Source organism: Lysobacter sp. Soil_C_59 (genome assembly GCF_057656415.1).
In genome coordinates, this window is sequence record NZ_JBDGKK010000002.1 from 371,079 (window position 1) to 396,226 (window position 25,148).

Here is a 25,148-nt window from a genome sequence, read left to right on the forward strand (position 1 = left end):
GGCATAATGCCCGCGATGCCGAATCAGACTCCCCTGCCTTTCCCGGAACCCGCCAAGGACGTGTCGGCCACCGACGCGACGCCTGCCAGCGCATCCGAAACCGTGCCCGAAGCCGCTGCTGAAGCGACTGGCGAAGCTGCACCCGACGCCGCGATCGACCCCGTGCCGGAGGCCCCCGTGCCGCCCGTCGCCGAACCGGATCCGGCCCAGCCAGAGCTGCCCATACCCGCCGTCCCGACTGCGGCTGCGGCTGCGGCTGTTCGCCCCGAGCGCCGTCGTCCGGCCGGCACGCCGCGCCGTCCGTGGTGGGCCAAGCTGCTCGGCCGCCTCATGGCGCCGTGGGTGCAGCTGACCATCGAGCCGCGCAATCCGGCCGCCGAGATCCCGGAAGAATGGACCGGCCGGCCGGTCTGCTACGTGCTCGAGGACTACGGCCTGAGCAACGCCCTGATCCTGGAGCGCGCCTGCCGCGAAGCCGGCCTGCCTTCGCCCTTGCAGCCGCTGCCGGGTGATCCGCTGCGCCGCAAACGCGCGTACCTCGCGCTGTCACGCCGCAACGTCAACACGCTGGCGCAGCTGCAGGCGCTGGCCGGCACGGCAGAACCGACCACCAAGAGCCATTCCAGTTCGCTGGCGCGCCTGCTCGATGCGCACCGCAGCGATCCGACGCTGGACGTGCAGCTGGTGCCGGTGTCGATCTTCGTCGGCCGCGCGCCGGACAAGAACAGCGGCTGGTTCTCGGTGCTGTTCTCGGAAAACTGGACCCTGGTCGGCCGCTTCCGCCGCCTGCTGGCCATCGCCCTCAACGGTCGCGACACCCTGGTGCGTTTCGCCCCGCCCATTGGCCTGCGCGCGATCGTCGACGAGGGCCTGCCGGCCGAGCGTACGGTGCGCAAGCTCTCGCGCGTGCTGCGCGCGCACTTCCGCCGCATCCGCGCGGCGGTGATCGGCCCGGACCTGTCGACCCGGCGCCTGCTGGTCGACCAGGTGCTGACCTCGGCCACGGTGCGCGAGGCCATCGCCGACCAGGCCCGCCGCGACAACTCCAAGCTCGCCGATGCCTGGAAGAAGGCGCACACCTACGCCTACGAAATCGCCGCCGACTATTCGCATCCGGTGGTGCGTTCGGTCAGCTTCCTGCTGGCGCCGGTGTGGAACCGCATCTACCGCGGCGTGCTGGTGCACCACCTCGACCAGCTCAAGGACGACGCGCCCGGCCACGAAGTGGTCTACGTGCCCTGCCACCGCAGCCACATGGACTACCTGCTGCTGAGCTACCTGCTGTACACGCGCGGCATCGTGCCGCCGCACATCGTGGCCGGCATCAACCTCAACCTGCCGGTGGTCGGCACGCTGCTGCGCAAGGGCGGCGCGTTCTTCATCCGCCGCAGCATCCGCGGCAGCGCGCTGTATTCGGCGGTGCTCGGCGAGTACGTGGCGCAGCTGGTGTCGGGCGGTTATTCGATCGAGTACTTCGTCGAAGGCGGTCGCTCGCGCACCGGCCGGCTGCTGCAGCCCAAGGGCGGCATGGTGGCGATGACGCTGCGCGCGTTCCTGCGCCAGCCCACGCGCCCGGTGCTGTTCCAGCCGGTGTACATCGGCTACGAGAAGCTGATGGAAGGCACCAGCTACCTCGACGAACTGTCGGGCAAGCCGAAGGAAAAGGAATCGATCTGGGCGCTGCTGTGGGGCATTCCGAAGGTGCTGCGCAGCAACTACGGCCAGGTGGTGGTGAACTTCGGCGAGCCCATCCGCCTCAACGACGTGCTCGCCGAGCACGCGCCCGACTGGGACGGCAAGCCGGTCGGCGAGGACGAGAAGCCGGCATGGCTGTCCGGCGCCGTCGACGCGCTGGCCGACCGGATCCAGGTCAACGTCAACCGCGCCGCCGACGTCAATCCGATCAACCTGCTGGCGCTGGCACTGCTGTCCACGCCCAAGCACGCGATGGGCGAGGCCGACCTGCTCGCGCAGATCACGCTGAGCAAGACGCTGCTGGCGACCTTGCCGTATTCCGACCGCGTCACGGTCACGCCGCACTCGCCGCAGGAAATCGTCGCCCACGGCGAGGAGATCAACGTCCTCAGCCGCACCGCGCATCCGCTCGGCGACGTGCTCGGTGTCAGCGGCGACAACGCGGTGCTGTTGAGCTACTTCCGCAACAACGTGCTGCATCTGTTCACCGCGGCGTCGTGGATCGCCTGCTGCTTCCAGAACAACCGCCGCATGAGCCAGGCTGGCGTGCTGCGCCTGGGCCGCAACGTTTATCCGTTCCTGCAAGCCGAGCTGTTCCTGCCGTGGAGCGAGGACGAGTTCTCTCAGCGCCTGGCCGACACCATCGAGGTGTTCATCCGCGAAGGCCTGCTCGAGCGCATCAACGAGGAAGAAGGCGGCATCCTCGCCCGCAATGCCGGCCAGACCGACGAGGTCTTCCGCCTGCGCGCGATCGGCCACTCGCTGCAGCAGGCCTTCGAGCGCTACTACATCGCCATTTCGGTGCTGGTGAAGAACGGTGCCGGCACGCTCACCGCCTCGCAGCTCGAAAGCATGTGCCAGCTGGCGGCGCAGCGGTTGTCGCTGCTTTATGCACCGGCGGCGCCGGAGTTCTTCGACAAGACCCTGTTCCGCGGCTTCATCCAGAAGCTGCGCGAAATGAAGCTGGTGTGGCCGGACGAGAACGGCAAGCTGGCCTTCGATGCACGACTGGACGCGTGGGCCAAGGACGCCAAGGTCATCCTCGGCCGCGAGCTGCGCCACACCATCGAGAAGATCAGCCCGGAAACGGCGAAGGCCGAACCGGTCGCAGAGGTCACCCCGGCGAGCTGAGCCGGGACCCACCCTGCAGGGCAGCCTGGACGATGCGGCGATACAACGTCGCCGCATGCCAGGCTCCGTCACACAGCGCGCGCCGCTGCGCGCCTTCGTAGGCCTGCTGCCATAGCCAGCGCCAGTCGCAGCCGTCGTCGGCAGCCAGCAGGCGGTGCAGCAGGTAGGTGCAGCCTCGCACCGGCAGGAACGAGCGTTCGAGCACGGCGATCAGGGCCTGGCGGGCCATGCCGCCGGTGACCGCCTCGTGCAGCGCGATCGCACCGAGTACGCGATAAGGCCGCTGACGACGGTGCCGCTCGACGAAATCGCGCCAGGGTTCGGCCGTGACCGGCGCGATGGCGACGATGGCGTCGGTGCGGCGCACGTCTGCCGCCGCCATCCGTTCCCAGTCGCGCATCTTGGCCGTGCGTTCGTCGGCCCATTGCCGCAGCGCCGGCGAGGCCAGGGTCGGCGCCATCGACTCCAGGACGAAGGCACCGGTCCGGCATAGCGCGTTCTCGGCCGCCAGCCAGCGCAGGTAGCTGTCGCGATCCAGTCCGTCTCCGCCAATCAGCAGGGCCAGGTCCTCGGCGAGGTCGTGCTGGGCGGTCTGGATCGCCTCCTGCCAGCGCAGTGCGGCTGCGTTGTCGCCGAAGTGCGCCTGGCCGCGGCTTCGCCTGGATCCGGTTTGCATGGCGTCCCCTCCCCCTCCCCAAGGGCCGATGCTCGATCGATGTCGCCGCGGACGGTGGCCGCGGCGATTGGTCCGGCATCGTGCCGGGACCGGGCGGCACGAATCCTTGCCCGGTCCTGAAGAGTTCTGAAAGCTTGTGAATCGCCGGCGCCGATTTGTGATCGCGCGTACCGCCGGGCCGGCCCGCCCCCTTGCCGGCCGCGCTGCCACTTGCCAAAGTGCAGCTTCCGCGACGGAGGGGGCCGTGGCCGAGTCGCCGTCATCACTGAACATGTCGCCATCGCCGGGCATCTGGCGGTACGGCGAAGTCGTGCTCGACGAGCGCATTGCCGCGGTCCGGGTCGGCGCGGTCGTGGCCGAACTCGACCGCAGCAGCTACGACGTGCTGCTGGCGCTGCTTCGCCACGCCGGCGAGGTGGTGACCAAGGACGAGCTGCTCGAGTCCGGCTGGCCGGGACGCGTGGTGTCCGAGAACTCGCTGGTCAAGGCGATCGGCCGCCTGCGCCAGGCGCTCGGCGAGGACGGCGCGGCGATCCGGGTCGTCCACGGCTACGGCTACCGGCTGGCGGCGGCGGTCCGGTTCGAGGCGGTTGCCGTGGAGAAGGTGCACGCCCATCCGCACGATGCCGAGCGCCTGCGCGATGGCGACCGGTTGCCGCACCGTCCGGGCTGGCGCCTGGTCCAGCGCCTGGGCGAAGGCAGTGCCGGCGTCATCTGCCTGGCCCGCTCCGACAGCGGCGACACCCGCGCAATCAAACTGGCGACCAGCGAGAGCGGACTGCGCAGCCTCAAACGCGAGATCGCGCTGGCACGCTACATCCAGGCGGTGCGCGCCGACCTGCCGGCAGTGGCGCCGGTGCTGGGCTGGAACCTGGCGCAGCCGCCGTTCTTCCTCGAAATGCCGTACTACCCGCACGGGCACCTGCGCGACTGGGCGCAGGCGCAGGGCGGGCTGGTCGCGCTGTCGTTCCAGCACCGTGTGGCGCTGTGCGTGCAGCTGTGCGAGGCGGTGGCCGCGCTCCACGAAATCGGCATCCTGCACAAGGACCTCAAGCCGGAGAATCTCTACCCGGTCGCCGATGAGCAGGCACCCGGCGGTTGGCGCATCGTCCTGGCGGACCTCGGCGCCGGCGAAGCCGCCCTTGCGCCGCAACTCGCCGAACTCGGCCTTACTTACAGTCTCCTTGACGGCACCGGCCTCGTCGATGGCAGCCACTCGCTGTCGTCAGCGCAAGCCGGCAGCCTGCTCTACATCGCTCCGGAAGTGATCGCCGGCGAAATGCCGACCCAGAGCAGCGACGTCTACGCACTTGGCGTGCTGCTGTACCAGTTGCTGGTCGGTGACCTGCGCCGCTCGCTGGCACCGGGCTGGGAGGCCGCTCTCGACGATCCGCTGCTGTGCGAGGACATCGCCCAGGCCGCGGCGCTGGATCCGAAACAGCGTCTGCTCGATCCGCGCATGCTCGCCACGCGCCTGCGCACGCTCGACCAGCGCCATGCCGAGCGCGAGCAGGAACTGCGCAGACACGTTGAAGACGAGCGCCGCGCGCGCCGCCAGGCCAGCGAGCGCACCCGCCTGCGCATGTGGGCGGCCGTCACCGCCGCCCTGCTGGTGGGCCTGGTCGCGACCACCGCAATGTCGGTGCGCGCCGATCGCGCACGCCTGCTTGCCGAGGAAAGCGCCCGGCAGCGGCAGACGGTGCTCGACTTCGTCACCAGCGACGTGCTGGCGCAGGCTGATCCATATTCTGGAAGGAGTGCTTCGGGCAGGGGTGTCGGCGCCAACCAGGTCAGCGTTCGCGATGCCGTCGATCGCGCCGCGGCGCAGGTGGACCAGCGCTTCGCCGACGATCCGGCGGCCGCAGCGACCGTCCACGCGCTGGTCGCCACTGTCTTCTTCGGCCAGGACCGGCACGCGCTGGCGATCGGGCACTACCGCCAGGCCCGCGCGCTGTACCGCCGCCTGGGCGCCGACCAGCTGCCGGCACTGATCCGGGTCGAGACCGGGCTATGCGACGTGCAGCGCATCGCCAACGATCTGGCCGCAGCGGAGGAAGCCTGCGCCTCGGCACTGCGCCGCAGCGAGGATGCACCCGCCCAGCGCCCGTTCGCGACCCTGAAGATGGGCCAGCTGCGCACCGAACAGGGCCGCTACCGGCAGGCGCAGGCGATCCTGCAGCCGCTGCTGGCATCGCAGGCGCTCAAAGGCGATGCCAAGGCGCAGGGCGAGCTGTACTGGTCGCTGGGCCTGTGCGCGCGCGGTCTTGGCGAGTACGGGCAGGCGCGCAAGCACTTCGAGAACCTGCTCGCGCTATACCGCAGCTCAGGCGAAACCACGACCTGGACGGCGTGGGCGTACAACTCGCTGGGCAGCGTGCTGGTCGAGACCGGCGATTACGATGCCGCCGAACCACTCCTGCTCAACGCACGGCGCATCTTCGAGCAGACCCAGGGCGTGGGCCAGGTCGAGGCACAGATGCCCAACATCTGGCGCACCGAGAGCCGCCTGCGCCGCGGCCAGTGGCACGAAGCCCGCACGCTGCTGCAATCCTTGCTGGACAGCTGGTCGGGCGCGCTCAAGCCCGATCACCCGCTGCCGCTGCGCGCGCAGGCCAACCTGGCGTGGGCCGAAGCGATGAGTGGCGACCGCGATATCGCCCTGTCGCGCCTGCAGGCGGCGATGCGCGATCGCGTCCATCTGTTCGACCAGCCCGGCGATCGCGTCGTCCCGCGCGTGCTGCGCTGGGTGCGCGCCGCGCTGGCGCTGGACCGGCTCGACGATGCCGCCACCCTGCTGGCGATCTACGACGCGCGTGCCGGCGACGAGCTCCCCGCCGCGCATCCGCTGCGTGGCGAAGGCGATTGCCTGCGTGCCCAGCTGACCTTGCGGCAGCACGACACCGGCCAGGCACGCCCGCAGGCGGCTGCCTGCGACGCGATGCTGCGCACGTTCTATGCGCCGACCCATCCGCTGGTGCGCGAATCGGCGTCGTTGCTGCAGCAGGTGAACCGCGCCGATCGGGGCTGAAGCCGCGCCCGCTCAGGCCGGCTCGTCGGGAATCAACGCGCTTTCCAGCCGCGCGATGCAGTCCTTCAGCCACAACTTGCGCTTTTTCAGGCGCTTGACCGTCAACTCGTCGGCATCGGGCTCGCGCACCAGGCGCTCGATCGCCACGTCCAGGTCGCGGTGCTCCAGACGCAGCTCGGCGAGCTGGCGTGCGAGGACGGCGGGATCGTCGCTTTCGATCATCCGCGAAGCTTAACGCGCCCGCGTTGCAGGCGTCACCGCCAGCTCCTGGCAGGACCCTCGTGGCATAAGCCATGCCCGTTGGACGCCCGGTAGAATGGCCGTCCGATGAGTACCGTCCTGCCCCTTCTCGAACCACGACCCCACGTGCGCGCCCCGCAGCGTCGCGCGCACGAGAACAACAAGCTGGCCAAGCGCCTGCGCCACCAGGTCGGCCGCGCGATCGCAGATTTCGGCATGATCGAGGATGGCGACAAGGTCATGGTGTGCCTGTCCGGCGGCAAGGACAGCTACACCATGCTCGACATCCTGCTGCAGCTGCAGGCCAAGGCGCCGGTGAAGTTCGAGCTGGTCGCGGTCAACCTCGACCAGAAGCAGCCGGACTTCCCGGAGCACGTGCTGCCGACGTACCTGGAATCGATCGGTGTCCCGTACAGGATCCTCGAGCAGGACACCTACTCGGTGGTCACGCGCGTGGTGCCGGAAGGCAAGACGATGTGCTCGCTGTGCTCGCGCCTGCGCCGCGGTGCGCTGTACGCCCATGCCGCCGAGCACGGCTTCACCAAGATCGCCCTGGGCCACCACCGCGATGACCTGGTGTCGACGTTCTTCCTGAACCTGTTCTTCCACGCCAAGCTCGCCGGCATGCCGCCCAAGCTGTTGTCCGACGACGGCCAGCACGTGGTCATCCGGCCGCTGGCCTACGTGCGCGAGGACGACATCGAAGCCTACGCGCAGGCCCGGCAGTTCCCGATCATTCCCTGCAACCTGTGCGGCTCGCAGGAGAACCTGCAGCGCAAGCAGGTCAAGAAGATGATGGCCGCGTGGGAGCGCGAGACGCCGGGCCGCATCGAGACCATTGCCCGGGCGCTGGGCAACCTGCGCCCTTCGCAGCTGGCCGATCCGACCGTGTTCGACTTCCTGTCGCTCGGCCGCCGCGGCGACGCGCCGCTGCCGGATGCGCGTGCATGGCTGGCGGGTGAACCGCAAGGCGAAGACACGCCGGCCTGATGCGTCTGCAACCTGTTACCGTCAATCCCATGCCTGTGACCGTCACTCCCGCGAAGGCGGGAACCCAGGGGCTTTGCTTTCGCGCCACCGGAGCGAAAGACGCTGGGTTCCCGCCTTCGCGGGAATGACGGTTTTTCCTCTCTTTCCAGGATCTTCGATGTTCTTCCGCAACCTGACGCTGTTCCGCTTCCCCACCACCACCAAACTCGATGAACTCAACACCGGCCTGGGCGAATGCCTGCTCAAGCCGGTCGGCCCGCTGGAGCTGTCCAGCCGCGGCTTCATCTCCCCGTTCGGCCGCGGCGACGACGAGCTCTCGCACACCCGCGGCGATGCCACCTGGCTGGCGGTCGGCGGCGAGGACAAGATCCTGCCCGGCTCGGTCGTCAACGACATGCTCGCCAAGAAGCTGGCCGAGATCGAACAGAAGGAAGGCCGCAAGCCCGGCGGCCGCACCCGCAAGCGCATCAAGGACGAGCTGATCACCGACCTGCTGCCGCGCGCCTTCGTCAAGCCCAGTCGCACCGATGCACTGATAGACCTCGGCCACGGCGTGGTCGCCGTCGACACCTCCAGCCGCAAGAGCGGCGAGAACGTGGTCAGCGAGATCCGCCGCGCGCTGGGCAGCTTCCCGGCGTTGCCGCTGAACGCCGAGATCGCGCCGCGCACGGTCCTGACCGGCTGGGTCGCCGGCGAGGAAATGCCCGAAGGCCTGTCGCTGGGCGACGAATGCGAACTGCGCGATCCGATCGACCAGGGCGCCGTGGTCAAGGTGCAGCGCATGGAACTTCAGAGCGACGAGATCGCCAAGCACCTGGAGTCGGGCAAGCAGGTCACGCGCCTGGCGCTGACGCTCGACGACCATGTTTCCTTCGTGCTCGGCGAGGACCTGGTGGTGCGCAAGTTCAAGTTGCTCGACGGTGCCGTCGACGAACTCGAATCGACCGAACGAGAGGACCTGCGTGCCGAACTCGACGCCCGCTTCGTGCTGATGGCCGGTGAGTTCAAGCGCCTGTTCACGGTACTCGAAACTGCGCTCAAGCTGTCGCGCGCCGAGCTGTGATGGCGCCGGCGCGCGGCCGTCACCGCCTCGAAACCTGCGACGGCCGCGAGCACGTATGATCGGACGCAACCGCGTTCGTACCCCACCGAGCCGTCCGCCATGCCTTCCCAGTTTCGAATGTTCGGTCGCCTGCTCGCGCCGAAACCACGCACGATCGAGCGCGAAGCGCTCGAGGTCGAACTGGATGGCGGCCGCACGATAGTCCTGCAGCGCGTGCGTGATCCACGCTCGCGCAGACTGAAGTTGTCGGTCGATGAGCGTGGCGCACGTTTGACGATGCCGACCCGCTGCAGCATCGCCGCCGCCGATCGATTCGTCGCCGAGCATCGGCAATGGCTTGCGACGCAACTGGACCGCTACGGCATCGATGGCGTGCCGGTGCTCGAGCGCGACATCACCACGCAGCTGCCGTTGCGCGGCGCGATGCTGCCGCTGCAATGGCAGCCGGGACGATTCAGCCGGCTTGAATCGCACGGCGATTCGCTGGTATTCACCTTGCCGGCGCGTGCCGGGGATCTGGCGATCCGCCGCGCCGCCCGCGACTTCTATGAGGCGCAGGCACGCGCCGACGTCGGCCGCTGGCTGCCGCGCTACCTGCCGTCGCTGCCGCGGGCACCGCGGCGGGTGACGTTCAAGATGATGTCGTCGCAGTGGGGTTCGCTGGCGCCCGATGGTTCGATGGCGCTGGACCTGTCACTGGTGCTGGCACGGCCGAGCGCGTTCGAATATGTCGTGGTGCACGAGCTGTGCCATCTGATCCACGCCGATCATTCGCGTTCGTTCTGGCGCGAGGTGGAAGCGCGCTGTCCGCACTGGCGCGATGAGCGCGAGTACTTCCACGGCGAAGGACGGCAGTTGAAGGCGACGCTGCGGGCGTTGTGCGGGAAGGCTGCGGCGTAGATTGCCGTCGCCGTCCCCACTCACCGTCATCCCCGCGAAGGCGGGGATCCAGGGACGTTGCCCTTTCAACCGTCGCGCGGCACCGCCAGGAAATCTCCGATCGCAGTGGCCACCATCTCCGGATCTTCCATATGCAGATGGTGCCCACCCTCGATCACGATCAACTCGCCGCGTGGCAGCAAGCCGGCGCGCTCGCGCCGCAGTTCGTCGGGCAGGTAGGGCTGCGCCGGACTGGCGAATATGACGCGCGTCGGGCACTCGATGCCCGACACCAGGTCGCGAACCTGCTGCTCGGTCAAGCGCTGCATCGACGGCAGCGTCAGGCGCGGATCACTGGACCAGACAAAGCCGCCCTCGACCGGAACCACACCACGCTCGACCAACATCCTCGATGCCGATTCGCTCAACCGGCTGCCGACCTGGGCACCGGCGGCCATGCGCGCACGCACCGCCACCATCGGATCGGGGAACACGCGCAACGACTTGCCCGGCAGCGCGCGCATCGCCGCGACCGCATCGCGCAGGCGCGAGACGGTGCGCTCGGGCACTTCGGCCAATGCGCCCAGGGCCTCGATCGCAACCAGTCGCTCCACCCGCTGCGGGCAGGCGGCGGCGACCAGGCTGGAAATGCCGGCGCCCATCGAATGTCCGAGCAGGGCGAAGCGATCCCAGCCCAGCGCATCGGCGACGTCGAGCACCGCATTGACTGCCGCGGCGAACGAATAGTCCGCGCCCGGCGGCAGGTGCGCGCTGGCGCCATGGCCGGGAAGATCCACCGCGACCAGATCGATGCCGTGCAGGTGCTCGGCCAGCGGCACGAAGCTGGCGGCGTTGTCGAGCCAGCCGTGCAGGGCCAGCACGCGCGGGGCGCCTGGTTTTCCGCCGCGCAGGCCGGTGATGCGGCCCAGCGGAGTGTCGAGGACGATTTCCTGCATGGGGTGAACGGGCATCAGTGCCAGGCCTCGAGGCGCTTGCTTGCGATGGCGGCCAGCACGCGGGCGTGGTCGCGACGGTCATTGAGGCACGGGATGTAGCGCAACGTGCCGCTGCCATCGGCGAACTGCTCGGCGAAGTCCTCGGCCAGCATCATCGCCACCTCTTCCAGCGTTTCGATGCAGTCGACCGGAAAACCCGGCGCGACCACGTCGACGTTGCGCACGCCGCGTGCGGCCAGCGCGCGCAACGTGCCCTGGGTGCTCGGTTCGAGCCAGCGGTCGCGACCGAATCGCGACTGGTAGCTCAGCGTCCACGCGTCGTCGGCCAGCCCCAGGCGCTGCGCGATCGCGCGCGCACTGGCCTGGCACTGGCTGGCGTACGGATCGCCGGCATCGACCAGGCGCTGCGGCAGCCCGTGGAACGAGAACAGCAGGTGCTCGCCGCTGCCGTTGGCCGCGCGGTGGTCGGCAATGGAAGCGGCCACCGTATCGACCCAGCCCGCATCGAGGTGGTAGTCGTCGACCATCCGCACCTGCAGGCCATCGCCCGAGTCGGCCAGCACATCGGCCACCGATGCGGTGGTGGTGGTCGAGTACTGCGGATACAGCGGCAGCACGAGCACGCGGCGCACGCCTTCGCTGCGCAGCTGGCGCAGGCGCGCGGCCAGTGACGGCCTGCCATAGCGCATCGCGTCGATCACGCGCAGGCGCGGCAGTTCGTCCTGCACGACCCTCGCCAGGCGGCGCGTGTACACCGCCAGCGGCGAGCCGCCATCGTCGCCGGGCACCCAGATGCTGGCGTACTTCCTGGCCACGGGCTTGCAGCGCAGCGGCAGGATCACCAGGTGCAGCAAGGGCAGCCACAGCGCTCGCGGAAGGGCGACAACGCGGCGGTCGGAAAGGAATTCGGCCAGGTAGCGACGCACCGCCGCGGGTGTCGCGGCGTCGGGCGTGCCCAGATTGACCAGCACGAGTGCCGTGTCAGGGGTATTGGAGGGAGGCGCGTCGTCGCCGACGGCGATGCTGGCGGGGGCTTGCATCCGCATAGGATGACAGCTGGCCGCGAGGTTGCCCACGCTGTCGGGGCATCGAAGCCTTCGCCGATCTGCCGTGGGATCTTTCAGCTTATGCGACGCAGCGCCGTTTGCGTGCTTTTACTTTCGCGCCGATTCGGTGAGGATTCATCGCCATATAACTAGCCTGAAGCGACTGCCCACTTTGGCGGTCGAGTCCACATCCCCTGGAGTCCGCCATGTCCCCCCGTCTGCCGTCACGCCGCTTGCCGCGCCTCGCCGTCCTGATGCTCAGCCTCAGTCTTGCCGTGACCGCGGTGGCGGGCCCGACCGAGGACCAGCGTGCCGTCGACGCGGTCCGCGTGCTCACGCAGATCCAGCAGATTCCCGAGTCCGGCATTCCCGACAAGCTGCTCGACGAAGCACGCGGCATTGTCGTCGTGCCTGATTCGCTCAAGATCGGCCTGGTCCTGGGCGGTCGTCGCGGCCACGGCCTGCTGTCGGTGAAGAACCCCGACGGCACCTGGTCCAACCCCAGCTTCGTCAAGCTCACCGGCGGCAGCATCGGCTTCCAGGCCGGCGTGCAGTCGGCCGACATCGTGCTGGTGTTCCGCAGCGACCGCGGCCTGGATTCGATCGTCAACGGCAAGGTCACCCTCGGTGCCGACGCCGGTGTGGCCGCCGGCCCGGTCGGCCGCAATGCCTCCACCGCCACCGATGGCCAGCTCAAGGCCGAGATCTGGTCGTGGTCGCGCGCCCGCGGCCTGTTCGCCGGCATCGCCCTGGACGGCGCCGTGCTGTCGATCGACGATGCCGCCAACGAAGCGGTCTACGGCAACGACACCACGCCGCGCATGATCTTCGAGGGTCGTGCCCACGGCCAGCCGTCGTCGGCCGTCGTCGACTTCCGCGATCGCCTGGAGGAAGCCAGCTCGATCGCGCGCACCGCCCGCAGCAACGCCAGCGCCGATGCGCGCGCCCGCGGCACCGCGGCGCCTGCACCGGCAGCACACCCGGCCACGCAGCCGGCCACGCAGCCGGCTCCGGCAGCCACGACCGCGCCGATCCAGGCGCCGCAATCGGGCCCTGCGCAGGCCAAGCCGGGCCAGTTCGAGACCGTCGAAAGCCCGGTCAAGGCCGAACCGCTGCCCTGAACGGGTCGCCAGGCACTGGTCAAGCTGTTCTGGCGGGACTTCGCACAACCCGGTAACAACGTCGGCAACGGCGCTGGGGTATCCTGAGCATCCATTTCCTGCGGACATACTCATGGGCGGTTTGAGTCTTTGGCACTGGCTGATCGTGCTGGTGATCGTGGTGCTGGTGTTTGGCACCAAGCGCCTGGGCAACGTCGGCAAGGACCTTGGCGAGGCCGTGAAGGGCTTCAAGAAGGGCATGCACGACGAGGACGACAAGCCTGCCGCGCAGCTGCGCGATGACTCGCGCGACGCCGGGCAGCAGTCCAGCGACACGGCCAACAAGCAAGACGACCGCACGCCGCGCTGACGCGGCGTGCCCTGACCTGCGTCGGTAGCCGGCCATGTTCGATATCGGCTTTTCCGAGCTGTTCGTCATCGCGATCGTCGCGCTGCTGGTGCTGGGGCCGGAGCGCCTGCCCAAGGCAGCGCGCTTCGCCGGCCTGTGGGTGAGGCGCGCCCGCGCGCAGTGGTACTCGGTGAAGTCCGAGCTCGAGCACGAGCTGGCCGCCGAGGAGCTCAAGCGCAACCTGCGCGACACCGAGCAGACGCTGCGCGAAGCCCACGACGAGCTCAAGACCGGCCTGGACGAGGCCCGCAACCGCCTCCAGCGCGAGGGCGATGCGCTGCGTCGCGGCGTCGACGAGATCGATGCCGAGATGCGCGCGCCGGCTGGCGAAAGCGGCCCCGCCGCCGACAGCAGCAGCGATGGCGCGACGGCCACCGATGCGTCAGCCGATCCGTCAGCCGATCCATCGGCGACCGAGCCCCACCGCGGCCCCGAGCCCCATGACCCCTCCCCGGCCGCGGACGACGCGGCCGAGCGCCGATGAATCACGATCCCGCACACGCGCAAGCCGACCATGACGCCGGCGCCGAACCGCGCCTGATCGACCACCTGATCGAACTGCGCGCGCGCCTGTTGCGGGCGGTGGTCGGGTTGCTCGCGGTGTTCCTGGTGCTGATGCCGTTTTCGGCGGACATCTACGGCCTGCTGGCGGCGCCGCTGCTGGCGAACCTGCCGGCGAGCGGCCAGCTGGTCGCCAACGACCCGGCCGGCGGTTTCTTCGTTCCGATCAAGCTGGCGTTTTTCGCCGCGCTGTTGATATCCGTGCCGTGGCTGCTCTACCAGGCGTGGGCCTTCGTCGCTCCGGGCCTGTACCACCGCGAGAAGCGCCTGGCCGTGCCGCTGCTGGTGTCGGCGGTGGCGCTGTTCTACATCGGCTGCGCGTTCGCCTTCTTCCTGGTGCTGCCGTCGGTGTTCGGCTTCCTTGCCAAGTTCACCCCGGATGTCGTGGCGATGATGCCCGACATCGGCAAGTACCTCGATTTCGTCCTGGTGATCTTCCTCGCCTTCGGTGCCAGCTTCGAGCTGCCGGTGGCGCTGGTGATCCTGGTGCTGCTGGGCTGGGTCACGCCGCAGCAGCTGAAGGAATCGCGCGGTTACGCAGTGGTCGGCGTGTTCGTGATCGCCGCGATCATCACCCCGCCCGACGTGGTCTCCCAGCTGATGCTGGCGATCCCGATGTGCCTGCTGTACGAAGTCGGGATCATCGCCGCGCGCTGGCTGGTGCCGCAGAAGACAGAGGGCGACGCCACCCCGTAGCCTCGCTACCGGAAGTGAAAAAAAGCCCCGCTTCCGCGGGGCTTTTCGTTGCCGGTGCCAGGAAGGCCGGGGTCGGGCTCAGACTTCGATGCTGTCCAGGCTCGGCGGCACCGCCACGGTGGCCTCGTCGCCGAACGTGTCGCGCCATGCGTAGTAGCTGCCGGCGACCAGGACCACCAGCACCGCGGCGCCATAGGCGATGTACACCATCAGCACCAGCACCGCGCCGATCAGGCCGCCGATCAGCGACAACATCGCCGACACCAGCAGCAGCACCAGTGCGCTCAGCGCGACGCTGCAGATGAACAACAGCGCGGCCAGCGCATTGGCGCCGACATTGGATACCGATGCGCGCAGGCTGTCCTTGACCGCGGCCGAGAGGTTGGCGCCGGCGAACAGGATCAACGGCACCGAGAACAGCATGATCGCATAGCTGAAGTAGTTGAACAGCAGCTGCGCGGCCATCAGCAGGCCCGGGTGGTCGGGCTGCGGCATGACCGGAACCGAGCCACTCATCGCGCCGCGAACGGCGGACATGTAGTTGGTCCAGTAGTCGCTGCCGGCGAGCAAGCCGACCAGGGCACCGCCAGCGATCGCCAGCACGATCTGGATCAGGCCCATCAGCGCCAGCGCGCCGGCCTTCTTCTGCCGGATAGGCGCGAACAGGTCACGCGCACGGACCGGTCGCCCGGCTTCGGCCTCGCGCACGACATGCATCATCCCGCCTAGCAGGATGGGCAGCAGGAACACCATGCCGACGAACACTGCCGCGATCGCGGGAATGATCTGCCCCAGGTCCGGCTGCCCGGAACGGGCCATCAACGCCACCGGCACCACCAGGATCAGCCCGACGCCGTACAGCGTGCAGATGAACAACAAGGCGGCGCCGAAAATCGCCCGCGGACTGCGCCGTCCGACATTGATCGCCTGGACAAACCAGGCCAGGCCCTGGCGCACCGGTACTTTGCGAATCTGCGTCATCGCTCTCTTTCCAATTCTAGAAGTCGTCGTTGTGTATCGGTGCCGCGGTCGTCGACCTGGGCTCAATGATCGTGCAGGTTGCGCGCGTGGCGGACGAACCGGCGCAGCACGCGCCGCGCATGCGGCGTTGCGCTTACATCGCGCGCCATCGTCTTTGCACAACGGCCTTCGCGTTGCAGCGCGTCCTGCCTGGCCTGCACATAGCCACGCATGTGGGTGGCGCTGAATTCGGGATGGAACTGCACGCCCCAGGTGCGCTCGCCCCAGCGGAAGGCATGGCAATCGTCCTGCTGCGAGCGTGCCAGCACGGTCGCGCCTTCGGGCGCGCGCAGCACGGTCTGCAGGTGCGTGGCCTGCGCGGCGAACTGCGCCGGCAGGCCGGTGAACAACGGGTCGTGCTCGGCGTGCGGGTGCAGCTCAAGCCCGATCGTGCCCATCTCGCGCCCGGCCGGGTTGTCGCCAACCTCGCCGCCGAGCGCGTGCGCCAGCAGCTGGTGCCCGTAGCAGATGCCGAACAGCGGCATGCCCGCCTGTGCGGCGTCGCGCAACCACTGCGCGCTGCGCTCGCTCCAGTCACGGCGCTCGGTCACCATCGCCGCCGAGCCGGTGATGATCGTGCCGGCGAAACCTGCGCGGCCGGGCAACGCCTGGCCGCCTTCTACATTGACCACCACTGCCTCGTCGGCCTCGAGGCCGGCAGCGACGCGGATCCAATGGGGAAAGCCGCGATGGCGGCGCATCGAGGCGACGGGCTGGCCGGTTTCGACGATCAGGAAGGGTCGCTTGTGGCGGTGGGTCACGGTGCAGACAACACAGGCAAGGGTGGAACGACTTCCGGCGCAAAGCGCCGTGGCGCAGGCAGGAAGGGCAAAAAATCCAGCGGCATCAAGGCCCGCGGCTATACTAGCGCGCTTTGCAGCACGTCAATCGGGAACCATGGCCGCACCTACCTTCCAGGAACTGATCCAGCGACTGAACGCCTTCTGGGCGGACCAGGGCTGCGTGCTGATCCAGCCGCTCGACCTGGAGGTCGGCGCAGGCACGTTCCACCCGGCCACGTTCCTGCGTTCGCTTGGCCCGGAGCCGTGGAATGCGGCCTACGTGCAGCCTTGCCGCCGCCCCACCGACGGCCGCTACGGCGAGAACCCCAATCGCCTGCAGCGCTACTACCAGTACCAGGTGGCGATGAAGCCCAGCCCCGACAACATCGTCGAGCTGTACTTCGACTCGCTCAAGGCGCTCGGCGTGGACCCGCTGGTGCATGACCTGCGCCTGGTCGAGGACAACTGGGAATCGCCGACCCTCGGCGCCTGGGGCCTGGGCTGGGAAGTCTGGCTCAACGGAATGGAAGTGACGCAGTTCACCTATTTCCAGCAGGCTGGCGGCATGGAATGCCGTCCGGTGCTGGGAGAGATCACCTACGGTCTCGAGCGCCTGTGCATGTACCTGCAGAACGTCGACAACGTTTTCGACCTGGTCTGGACGCATGGGCCGGACGGAACGCCGGTGACCTACGGCGACGTCTACCACCAGAACGAAGTCGAGCAGAGCGCCTACAACTTCGAGCACGCCGACGTCGCGGAACTATTTCATCGCTTCGACGCCTGCGAGGCCGAAGCACAGAAGCTGATCGAACTGGGCCTGCCGCTGCCGGCCTACGACCAGGTCTGCAAGGCCAGCCACAGCTTCAACCTGCTCGACGCGCGCCGCGCGATCAGCGTGACCGAGCGCCAGCGCTACATCCTGCGCGTGCGCCGCATCGCCCAGGGCGTGGCCGAGGCGTATTACGCGCAGCGCGAGAAGCTCGGCTTCCCGGTGCTGAAGAAGACGCAGCAGCCTGCGTAAGAAGAACGAGAAACGTGACGACATGAAACCGCTGCTGATCGAACTGGGTACCGAAGAACTTCCCGTCAAGGCGCTGCCCGGCCTCGCCCAGGCCTTCTTCGACGGCGTCATCGATGGCCTGCGCAAGCGCGGCGTCGCCTTCGCCCGTGGCGAATCCAAGCCGCTGTACACACCGCGCCGCCTGGCCGTTCTTCTTCCCGGCGTCGCCGACGAGCAGCCGGAGCAGAAGTCCGAGGTGCTCGGCCCGTACCTCAACATCGCCCTCGACGCCGACGGCCAGCCGACCAAGGCCCTGCAGGGCTTCGCGGCCAAGGCCGGCATCGACTGGACCGCGCTGGAGAAGACGACCGACGGCAAGGGCGAGCGCTTCGTCCACCGCGCCGTCAAGCCCGGTGCGCGCACCAGCGAGCTGTTGCCGGAGATCGTGCGCGACGCGATCGCGGCCATGCCGATCCCCAAGCCGATGCGCTGGGGCGATCACGATTATGGCTTCGCCCGCCCGGTGCACTGGCTGGTGCTGTTGCACGGCAAGGACGTGGTCGATGCGCAGATCTTCGGCGTGACCAGCGACCGCATGAGCCGTGGCCATCGCTTCATGCACGACAAGCCGGTCTGGTTCAGCACGCCCGGCGACTACGTCGAATTCCTGCGCGGCGCCAAGGTGCTGGTCGATCCGGACGAGCGCCGCGAGCGAATCGTGCTGGAAGTGAACGCTGCAGCGACCGCGGCCGGTGGCAGCGCGCGCATCGACAGCGGCATCCTCGAAGAGGTCAACGGCCTCACCGAGTGGCCCAAGGCGGTGTCGTGCAGTTTCGAGCGGCAGTTCCTGGCGGTGCCGCAGGAAGCGCTGATCGCGACCATGGAAACCAACCAGAAGTTCTTCCCGGTGCTCGATGCCGAAGGCAAGCTCAGCGAGCACTTCATCGGCATCGCCAACATCGAGTCGCGCGACGAGAGCGAAGTGCGCAAGGGCTACGAGCGCGTGATCCGCCCGCGCTTCTCCGATGCGAAGTTCTTCTTCGTCGAGGACATGAAGCAGGGCCTGTCGGCGATGAACGACGGCCTGAAGACGGTCAAGTACCAGGACAAGCTGGGCTCGATCGCCGACAAGGTCGCGCGCGTGGCGACGCTGGCCGAACTGGTGGCCGCGCAGGTCGGTGTCGACCCGCAGCAGGCACGCGAGGCCGCGCTGATGGCCAAGGCCGATCTGCAGTCGCGCCTGGTCGGCGAGTTCCCGGAACTGCAGGGCATCGCCGGTCGTTACTACGCCGCGGTCGAGAACCATCCGCTGGAAGTCGCGCACGCGCTGGACGAGGCCTACATGCCGCGTTTCGCCGGCGATGCGATCGCGCCGAGCCCGCTGGGCCAGGTGCTCGCGATCGCCGAGCGACTGGACACGCTCGCCGGCGGTTTCGCCGCGGGCCTCAAGCCCACCGGCAACAAGGACCCGTTCGCGCTGCGTCGCAATGCGCTGGGGCTGGCGCGCACGCTGCTCGAAGGCGGGCACGACGTGGTGCTGCACGACCTGGTCGAGCGCGCGCTGTCGCTGCAGCCGGTCGCTGGCAAGGACATCAGCAGTTTCGACATCACCAGCTTCGTCTACGACCGCCTGCGCGGCTATTACGCCGACCGTGGCGTGGCCAGCACGCAGTTCGATGCGGTCGAGAACGTAGCGCACGATTCGCTGCCGGACTTCGACCGTCGCCTCAATGCCATCGGCGAGTTCGCCAAGCTGCCCGAGGCCGAGGCACTGGCCGCGGCCAACAAGCGCATCCGCAACATCCTGCGCAAGGTCGAAGGCGAAGTGCCCGACGCAATCGATCCGGCCCTGTTCGTCGAGCCGGCCGAGCGCGAGCTTGGCGAAGCGGTCGACAGCGCGGTGGCCGATACCGATCCGCTGCTCGACGGCCGCGATTACGTGGCCGTGCTCGGTCGCCTGGCGCGTCTGCGCCCGCAGGTCGATGCGTTCTTCGACGGCGTGATGGTGAACGTCGACGATGCGAGCATCCGCAACAACCGCCTCGCCCTGCTCAAGCGCCTGTCCGAGCGGCTGGGCAGCGTGGCCGCGATCGAACACCTGTCGATGTAACCGTGGCCGCGGCTGCAATGCCGCGGCCGGCTCACGGATTGTTCACTGGCTGACGGATGAAGCCCGGTTATCCTGCATTGATGCGCCCCACGTACCGTCTGTTGGCCACCGCCGTGTTGACGATCGCCGCAGCCGGGACCGCCCAGGCGGCGAAGGTCACGGCTGTCGATATCCGTGGCCTGGGCGAAGTGGAAACGCTGAACGTGCGTGGCGCCCTGTCGCTGGTGCAGGCGATCGGCAAAGACCTGTCCGGACGCCGCCTGGGCTACCTGGTGCGCGAGGCCGATGACGAGACGCGCGAGGCGCTGGAGCCGTTCGGCTACTACTCGCCGAAGATCGAAGTCACCCGCGAAGGCAGCGGCGACAACACCAAGGTGATAGTCACTGTCGCCCTCGAGGAGCCGGTGCGCGTGCGCCGCGCCGACATCGCCATCATCGGCGATGGCAGCGAAGACAGATACCTGAAGGAAGACCTGGCGGCGTTCCGCCCGCAGGCCGGCGACATCTTCGACCACGCGCTGTACGAAGCCAGCAAGACCAAGATCACCCGGCGCCTGGCCGAGCGCGGTTACTTCGATGCCGACTTCACCTCGCGCAGGGTCGAGGTCACGCGTGCGCAGCACGCCGCCGACATCGACCTGGTCTGGACCAGCGGCGGCCGCTACGACATGGGCCCGATCACCTTCGTGCAGACGCCGCAGACGATCATCCGCAACAGCCTGCTCGACAAGCTGGTGTACTGGGAACAGGGCAGCTACTACCACCAGGGCAAGCTCGACCGCTTCCGCGAGTCGCTGGCGCGACTGGACTACTTCTCCTCCATCGAGATCGAGCCCGATCCCGAGAAGGCCGTCGACAACCAGGTGCCGGTCGCCGTGACCCTCACGCCCGCCAAGCGCACCGTCTACACCGCCGGTGTCAGCTACGGCACCGACAGCGGTGCCGGTGTGCGGCTGGGCATGGAGCGCCGTTACGTCAACGATCGCGGCCACAAGGCGCTGGGCCAGATCGACTGGACAGAAACGCGCAAGACCGCGACGGTGCAGTACCGCATTCCCGCTTTTGCCTGGCTCGACGGCTGGTACACCTTCAGTGCCCAGTACTACGACGAGCAGAGCGATTACATCGACACGCGCAAGGTCGAACTGGTCGCCAGCCGCAGCGGCCAGATCAGCCGACGCCTCAATGCCATTGCCTCGATCCATGCACTGCGCGAGCGCTGGGCCTATGTCGCCGACGACGATGGCGACGTCAACACGCCGGTGCAGTACCGCAACGCCACGTTCCTGTATCCGTCGCTGCGCGGGGACTACATCGATGCCGACGACCGCATCTTCCCGCGCAAGGCAATCGGCATCACCCTGGAGGTGCGCGGTGGCCTGGAAGGCGTCGGTTCCGATGCCAACTTCCTGCAGACCTGGGGCGTGGCCCGCTGGTACCACGGCATGGGCGCGAACAATCGCCTGATCGTGCGTGGCGAAGCCGGCGGCACGTTCACCAACGCGCTGGTGGACATGCCACCGAGCCTGCGCTTCTTCGCCGGCGGCGACCGCAGCATCCGCGGTTACGCCTACCGCGAAGTCGGCCCTTCGACCATCGGCAGCGACGGCAAGAAGTACGCGCTGGGCGCCAAGAACGTGCTCACCGGCTCGGTCGAGTTCGAGCATTACTTCAACGACACCTGGGGCGCGGCCGGCTTCGTCGATGCCGGCGATGCCTTCGACGACACGCCCGACATCCACACAGGCGTAGGCTTCGGCGTGCGCTGGAAATCACCGGTGGGTCCGGTGCGGTTCGACATCGCCCACGGCCTGAAGGACCCGGACTCGCAGTACGAGATCTACCTCAACATCGGCGCGGACTGGTGAGGTGGTCATGAGCGAACAGACACCGCAAGGCAATAACCAGACGCCCCCCGACCCGCACGAGGAGCGCATCGCCGAGCTGCGCCAGCGCCGCCGCGCCCGCCTGCGCTGGCTGGCGATCCGTGCGAGCCTGCTGGCCGGCGTGCTGACCTTGGCGCTGGCCGCGTTCGTCTACTGGCTGCTGACCACGATCGGCGGGCGCGACCTGTTGCTCGCGCAGATCGTGTCGCGACTGCCGGAGAACGCGGCGCTTTCGTGGCGCTCGGTCGACGGCCCGCTGTCGGGCCCGCTGACCATGAACGGCGTGCGCTTCACCTACGACCGCATCGTGTTCACCGCCGATCGCGTGCACCTGGATCCGGCGATCCGGCCGTTGATCCGCAAGCGCCTGCGCCTGGACGCGCTGCAGATCGAGAATGCCCGCCTGGAGCTGCCCAGGAGCGACGAGCCGTTCGAGCTGCCGCGCTGGCCGGAAGTTCTGCCGGAGATCGCGCCACCGCTGGAGCTGCAGGCCGACGACGTGCGCGTCGATCGCTTCGTTGTCACCCAGGAAGGCGAGGAGCTGATCGACATCCGCACGTTGCGCACCGGCCTCGATGCGCAGCAGGGCAAGCTGCATGTGGAGCGCCTGTATCTCGACAGCAACTACGGCCGCTTCAACCTCAACGGCGACTACGTGCCGCGCGAGGACTACCGCACCAACCTGACCGCAAGCGGCCTGCTGGCCGCCGCTGAAGGCCGCACGCCGGCGCGCATCGGCCTGGTCGCGCGCGGCGACCTGTCGCGCATGAACGTCGCCATCGCCGGCCACGTGCCCGCGCCGCTGCATGCGAGCCTGGTGCTGCATGGCAAGGACGACCCGCACTGGAACGTGGTCGTCGACGCCGAAGGCCTCGACCTGGGCCTGGTGACGGCCGCCGAGAAGAGCGACGAGGACCAGCTGCTGATCGGCAGCTTCAGCGCCGACGGCGTGGGTGGCAACGCCAACCTGCGCGGCGAGTTCCGCCAGGGCGACCTGGTCGCAACCGTGCTGCCGTCGAAGGTGCGCCTGGAGAACCAGGTGCTCGACGTGCAACCGCTCGCACTGCGCGTGTTCGACGGTGCGGTGACGCTGCGTGGCCATGCTGATTTCAAGGATCCGGAGAACGCCAGCTTCCGCTTCGCGGTAAATGCCCGCGAGCTGAAGTGGGGCGGCGAGAAGACCACGGCGCAGACGGCCGGCGGCGCGGTGGAAGCATCGCCGATGATCGGTGCCGATGCCGACCTCGGTTTCGCCGGCACGCTCAAGGCCTGGGCAGCGATCGGCAATGCCACGCTCAGTCGCGATGGCGAGAAGGCGCTGGTGCAGTTCGACGGCCGCGGCAACGACGAGCGCATGCAGCTCAAGACGCTCAAGGCGACGATGCCCAGCGGCAGCCTCGATGGCAGCGGCAGCGTGGCGTGGGCACCTGCGCTCGGCTGGGACATCAATGCGCGCCTTGCCGGTTTCGATCCAGGCTATTTCGCACCGGACTGGAAGGGCTCGATCAACGGCCAGCTGGCGACCAAGGGCGCCACGCGTGACGACGGCGGTCTCGAGATCGGTGTCGACGCGACCAATCTCGGCGGCCGCCTGCGCAACCGCCCGCTGAAGGGACAGGGCCGCTTCGCCATGCACGGCGCCGGCACGGCCGGCGGCGAGACCGCCTACGAGGGCGACGTGGCGCTGTCGCTCGGCGGCAGCCGCATCGATGCCAAGGGCAAGGTCGCCGGCAACCTCGACGTCGACGCGAAGTTCTCGCCGCTGGTACTGAGCGACCTGCTGCCCGACAGCGCCGGCACGCTGCGCGGCACGCTCAAGCTAAGTGGTCCGCGCACCGCACCGGACGTAGTCGCAGACCTCACCGGCAGCGGCCTCAAGTACGGCGACTACCGCGCCGATTCGCTGAGCGCGAAAGGCCGGCTGCCGTGGCAGCGCGGCAACGGCGCGATCGCGGTGCGCGCCAGTGGTCTCGACGTCGGCGTGCCGGTGTCCTCGCTGACGGTCGATGCACGCGGCGCCGTCGAGGCGTTGCAACTGCAGGCGCAGGCGCGCGGCGACATTGGCACGCTCGAGTTGTCGGGCAATGCGAACAAGCGCGGCGCGACGTGGGAAGGCGCACTGGCCAGCTTCCAGCTGGCGCCGGCCAAGGGCGCATCCTGGCGCCTGCAGCAGGCCGCGCGCTTCCGCTGGGATGGCCGCAACGGTGCATTGAGCAACAGCTGCTTCGCCTCCAGTGGCGGCGGCTCGCTGTGCGCCAGCGCCGACTGGCCACGTCGCGGCCTCGACCTGCGCGGCCAGGGCCTGCCGCTGAGCCTGCTGGTGCCCTACCTGCCCGAGCGCGAGGAGCGCCGCCCTTGGCTGCTGCGTGGCGAGATCTCGCTCGACGGCCAGCTGCGCCCGGTCGGCAACGCATGGCGCGGCCAGTTCAACCTGCGCTCGGCCGGTGGCGGCCTCAAGAACAGCGAGCGCGCGCGCCGCGAGATGCTCAGCTACGACAACCTGGTCCTCAATGCGACCTTCGACCCCAGGCGCATCAACGCCGAGCTGAGCACCGCGTTCAACAGCGGCGGCCACATCGATGCGCGCATCACGACCGGCTGGGACGACTTCGCGCCGATCGCCGGCGAGGTGTCGGTCAACACCGACGAGCTGGTGTGGATGGAGCTGTTCTCGCCGGACATCGTCGAGCCCAAGGGCCGTCTCGATGCACGCATCACCCTGGCCGGCACGCGTGCGCGTCCGCAGCTGGGCGGCCAGGCACGACTTTCGCAGTTCACCACTGAATTGCCTTCGCTGGCGATCGTGCTGGAGGACGGCGACATCCGCCTCAATGCCCTGCCCGATGGCAGTGCACGCATCGATGGCCAGGTGCGTTCGGGCGAAGGCATCCTCAACGTCGACGGTTCGCTCAACTGGCAGAACATGGATGCGCCGCTGGCGCTGACATTGCGCGGGCAGAACGTGCTGGTGTCGGACACGCGCGACCTGCATGCCGTGGCCAGCCCCGACATCCAGGTGCGCTACGCCGCCGGGCAGCCGCTGCAGGTCACCGGCACTGTGACCGTGCCGTCGGCCAAGATCGATCTGGAGCGGCTCGACCAGGGCGTGTCGGCATCGCCCGATGTCGTCGTGCTCGATCCGGAGGACCCGGAAAACACCGGCGCCACCCCGCTGGAGCTCGACCTGACCCTGGCGCTGGGCGACGACGTGCGCCTCAACGGCTTCGGCCTGGACGGCAGCCTGGGCGGCAAGATGCGCGTGCGCTCGCATCCCGGCCGCGAGATGACCGCCAGCGGCCAGCTGAGGGTGCAGGGCCGGTACAAGGCCTACGGGCAGGAGCTCGACATCACCCGCGGCGAATTGTCCTGGTCGAACGGCCCGGTCGCCGACCCGATCCTCAACATCCGCGCCGAGCGCGTCGTCGGCGATGTCACCGCCGGCGTCGACATCCGCGGCCGCGCCAGTGCGCCGACCGCCAACGTCTGGTCGGATCCGGCCAGTTCGCAGTCCGAGGCGCTTGCCTACCTGACGCTCGGCCGCCCGCTGGCCAGCGCCAGCACCGACGAAAGCAAGCAGCTCAATGCCGCCAGCGCGGCGCTGTCGGCCGGCGGCAGCCTGATCGCCTCGCAGCTCGGCGCCAAGCTCGGCCTCGATGATGCCGGCGTCAGCGACAGCCGCGCACTCGGCGGCAGCGTGCTGGGCATAGGCAAGAACATTTCACCGCGCCTGTATGTCGGCTACGGCGTCTCGCTGCTCGGCACCGGCCAGGTGGTGATGCTGAAATACCTGTTGCGCAAGGGCTTCGACGTGCAGATCGAATCGAGCACGCTGGAGAACCGCGCGTCGTTGAACTGGCGCAAGGAGAAGTAGGTACGC

The 25,148-nt window shown here is 68.6% G+C and carries 19 protein-coding genes; 13 read left to right on the top strand and 6 right to left on the bottom strand.

The window, feature by feature from the left end:
• Positions 1–6: 6 nt before the first annotated feature.
• Positions 7–2,826, top strand: a complete 2,820-nt coding sequence (gene plsB, locus AC3A3Q_RS05160) for a glycerol-3-phosphate 1-O-acyltransferase PlsB (RefSeq protein ID WP_487585201.1) — start codon at positions 7–9, stop codon at positions 2,824–2,826.
• Here plsB and AC3A3Q_RS05165 read toward each other — a convergent pair.
• Complete coding sequence (locus tag AC3A3Q_RS05165; RefSeq protein WP_487585202.1) at positions 2,810–3,502, bottom strand: hypothetical protein; 693 nt, start codon at positions 3,500–3,502, stop codon at positions 2,810–2,812. The two genes, plsB and AC3A3Q_RS05165, sit on opposite strands and share 17 nt — an antisense overlap.
• Positions 3,503–3,746: 244 nt before the next feature.
• Here AC3A3Q_RS05165 and AC3A3Q_RS05170 point away from each other — a divergent pair, with 244 nt between their 5' ends.
• Positions 3,747–6,530, top strand: a complete 2,784-nt coding sequence (locus tag AC3A3Q_RS05170; RefSeq protein WP_487585203.1) for a tetratricopeptide repeat protein — start codon at positions 3,747–3,749, stop codon at positions 6,528–6,530.
• Between the two features lie 12 nt (positions 6,531–6,542).
• Here AC3A3Q_RS05170 and AC3A3Q_RS05175 read toward each other — a convergent pair whose 3' ends face one another.
• Positions 6,543–6,752: a YdcH family protein gene (locus AC3A3Q_RS05175; protein ID WP_487585204.1), complete on the bottom strand. Its 210-nt coding sequence runs from the start codon at positions 6,750–6,752 to the stop codon at positions 6,543–6,545.
• Positions 6,753–6,857: 105 nt separating this feature from the next.
• Here AC3A3Q_RS05175 and ttcA point away from each other — a divergent pair, with 105 nt between their 5' ends.
• The 3 genes from ttcA (at position 6,858) to AC3A3Q_RS05190 (ending at position 9,723) form a co-directional block, all read left to right on the top strand.
• Positions 6,858–7,760, top strand: a complete 903-nt coding sequence (gene ttcA, locus AC3A3Q_RS05180) for a tRNA 2-thiocytidine(32) synthetase TtcA (RefSeq protein WP_487585205.1) — start codon at positions 6,858–6,860, stop codon at positions 7,758–7,760.
• Positions 7,761–7,917: 157 nt separating this feature from the next.
• Positions 7,918–8,823, top strand: a complete 906-nt coding sequence (locus AC3A3Q_RS05185; RefSeq protein WP_487585206.1) for a recombination-associated protein RdgC — start codon at positions 7,918–7,920, stop codon at positions 8,821–8,823.
• 99 nt (positions 8,824–8,922) lie between these two features.
• Positions 8,923–9,723 (top strand): M48 family metallopeptidase, encoded by an 801-nt coding sequence (locus AC3A3Q_RS05190; RefSeq protein ID WP_487585207.1) that lies wholly within the window; start codon positions 8,923–8,925, stop codon positions 9,721–9,723.
• A 65-nt stretch (positions 9,724–9,788) separates the two neighbouring features.
• Here the strand turns inward: AC3A3Q_RS05190 and AC3A3Q_RS05195 are convergent, their stop codons facing one another.
• Positions 9,789–10,658: an alpha/beta fold hydrolase gene (locus tag AC3A3Q_RS05195; RefSeq protein WP_487585512.1), complete on the bottom strand. Its 870-nt coding sequence runs from the start codon at positions 10,656–10,658 to the stop codon at positions 9,789–9,791.
• A gap of 14 nt (positions 10,659–10,672) precedes the next feature.
• A complete protein-coding gene (gene hemH / locus AC3A3Q_RS05200) occupies positions 10,673–11,698 on the bottom strand; it encodes a ferrochelatase (protein ID WP_487585208.1) in 1,026 nt (341 codons plus the stop codon).
• A gap of 239 nt (positions 11,699–11,937) precedes the next feature.
• On the opposite strand from hemH, the gene AC3A3Q_RS05205 reads away from it, so the two are divergent.
• From AC3A3Q_RS05205 to tatC, 4 genes are all read left to right on the top strand, one after another.
• Entirely contained in the window at positions 11,938–12,825 is an 888-nt protein-coding gene (locus AC3A3Q_RS05205) for a lipid-binding SYLF domain-containing protein (protein ID WP_487585513.1), read from the top strand.
• Between the two features lie 112 nt (positions 12,826–12,937).
• Positions 12,938–13,174, top strand: coding sequence for a Sec-independent protein translocase subunit TatA (gene tatA, locus AC3A3Q_RS05210; protein WP_200607839.1), 237 nt, complete (start codon positions 12,938–12,940; stop codon positions 13,172–13,174).
• 34 nt (positions 13,175–13,208) lie between these two features.
• Entirely contained in the window at positions 13,209–13,697 is a 489-nt protein-coding gene (tatB, locus tag AC3A3Q_RS05215) for a Sec-independent protein translocase protein TatB (RefSeq protein WP_487585209.1), read from the top strand.
• Positions 13,694–14,470: a twin-arginine translocase subunit TatC gene (gene tatC, locus AC3A3Q_RS05220; RefSeq protein ID WP_487585210.1), complete on the top strand. Its 777-nt coding sequence runs from the start codon at positions 13,694–13,696 to the stop codon at positions 14,468–14,470. Before tatB ends, tatC begins: the two co-directional genes overlap by 4 nt.
• A 78-nt stretch (positions 14,471–14,548) precedes the next feature.
• Here tatC and AC3A3Q_RS05225 read toward each other — a convergent pair whose 3' ends face one another.
• Both AC3A3Q_RS05225 and AC3A3Q_RS05230 read right to left on the bottom strand, forming a co-directional pair.
• The gene (locus tag AC3A3Q_RS05225; RefSeq protein ID WP_487585211.1) at positions 14,549–15,451 is read right to left on the bottom strand and encodes a hypothetical protein; all 903 of its coding nucleotides are present in this window, start codon (positions 15,449–15,451) and stop codon (positions 14,549–14,551) included.
• A gap of 62 nt (positions 15,452–15,513) precedes the next feature.
• Positions 15,514–16,251, bottom strand: a complete 738-nt coding sequence (locus AC3A3Q_RS05230; protein ID WP_487585212.1) for a glutamine amidotransferase — start codon at positions 16,249–16,251, stop codon at positions 15,514–15,516.
• A 136-nt stretch (positions 16,252–16,387) separates the two neighbouring features.
• On the opposite strand from AC3A3Q_RS05230, the gene glyQ reads away from it, so the two are divergent.
• From glyQ to AC3A3Q_RS05250, 4 genes are all read left to right on the top strand, one after another.
• Positions 16,388–17,296 carry a glycine--tRNA ligase subunit alpha gene (gene glyQ, locus AC3A3Q_RS05235; RefSeq protein ID WP_200607848.1) on the top strand — a complete coding sequence of 303 codons (909 nt, stop codon included), beginning with the start codon at positions 16,388–16,390 and terminating at the stop codon, positions 17,294–17,296.
• 22 nt (positions 17,297–17,318) lie between these two features.
• Entirely contained in the window at positions 17,319–19,385 is a 2,067-nt protein-coding gene (gene glyS, locus AC3A3Q_RS05240; RefSeq protein WP_487585213.1) for a glycine--tRNA ligase subunit beta, read from the top strand.
• Positions 19,386–19,465: 80 nt separating this feature from the next.
• A complete protein-coding gene (locus AC3A3Q_RS05245) occupies positions 19,466–21,253 on the top strand; it encodes an autotransporter assembly complex protein TamA (protein ID WP_487585214.1) in 1,788 nt (595 codons plus the stop codon).
• A gap of 7 nt (positions 21,254–21,260) precedes the next feature.
• Positions 21,261–25,142: a translocation/assembly module TamB domain-containing protein gene (locus tag AC3A3Q_RS05250; RefSeq protein WP_487585215.1), complete on the top strand. Its 3,882-nt coding sequence runs from the start codon at positions 21,261–21,263 to the stop codon at positions 25,140–25,142.
• Positions 25,143–25,148 lie beyond the last annotated feature (6 nt).

What these genes read in the sequence shown, in the direction of transcription:
- AC3A3Q_RS05185 (WP_487585206.1), top strand. Translation starts at nt 7,918, where the DNA reads ATGTTCTTCCGCAACCTGACGCTGTTCCGCTTCCCCACCACCACCAAA.
- AC3A3Q_RS05250 (WP_487585215.1), top strand. Translation starts at nt 21,261, where the DNA reads ATGAGCGAACAGACACCGCAAGGCAATAACCAGACGCCCCCCGACCCG.
- glyS (WP_487585213.1), top strand. Translation starts at nt 17,319, where the DNA reads ATGAAACCGCTGCTGATCGAACTGGGTACCGAAGAACTTCCCGTCAAG.
- plsB (WP_487585201.1), top strand. Translation starts at nt 7, where the DNA reads ATGCCCGCGATGCCGAATCAGACTCCCCTGCCTTTCCCGGAACCCGCC.
- tatC (WP_487585210.1), top strand. Translation starts at nt 13,694, where the DNA reads ATGAATCACGATCCCGCACACGCGCAAGCCGACCATGACGCCGGCGCC.
- AC3A3Q_RS05245 (WP_487585214.1), top strand. Translation starts at nt 19,466, where the DNA reads ATGCGCCCCACGTACCGTCTGTTGGCCACCGCCGTGTTGACGATCGCC.
- glyQ (WP_200607848.1), top strand. Translation starts at nt 16,388, where the DNA reads ATGGCCGCACCTACCTTCCAGGAACTGATCCAGCGACTGAACGCCTTC.
- tatB (WP_487585209.1), top strand. Translation starts at nt 13,209, where the DNA reads ATGTTCGATATCGGCTTTTCCGAGCTGTTCGTCATCGCGATCGTCGCG.
- AC3A3Q_RS05165 (WP_487585202.1), bottom strand. Translation starts at nt 3,502, where the DNA reads ATGCAAACCGGATCCAGGCGAAGCCGCGGCCAGGCGCACTTCGGCGAC.
- AC3A3Q_RS05190 (WP_487585207.1), top strand. Translation starts at nt 8,923, where the DNA reads ATGCCTTCCCAGTTTCGAATGTTCGGTCGCCTGCTCGCGCCGAAACCA.
- AC3A3Q_RS05195 (WP_487585512.1), bottom strand. Translation starts at nt 10,658, where the DNA reads ATGCAGGAAATCGTCCTCGACACTCCGCTGGGCCGCATCACCGGCCTG.
- tatA (WP_200607839.1), top strand. Translation starts at nt 12,938, where the DNA reads ATGGGCGGTTTGAGTCTTTGGCACTGGCTGATCGTGCTGGTGATCGTG.
- hemH (WP_487585208.1), bottom strand. Translation starts at nt 11,698, where the DNA reads ATGCAAGCCCCCGCCAGCATCGCCGTCGGCGACGACGCGCCTCCCTCC.
- ttcA (WP_487585205.1), top strand. Translation starts at nt 6,858, where the DNA reads ATGAGTACCGTCCTGCCCCTTCTCGAACCACGACCCCACGTGCGCGCC.
- AC3A3Q_RS05225 (WP_487585211.1), bottom strand. Translation starts at nt 15,451, where the DNA reads ATGACGCAGATTCGCAAAGTACCGGTGCGCCAGGGCCTGGCCTGGTTT.
- AC3A3Q_RS05175 (WP_487585204.1), bottom strand. Translation starts at nt 6,752, where the DNA reads ATGATCGAAAGCGACGATCCCGCCGTCCTCGCACGCCAGCTCGCCGAG.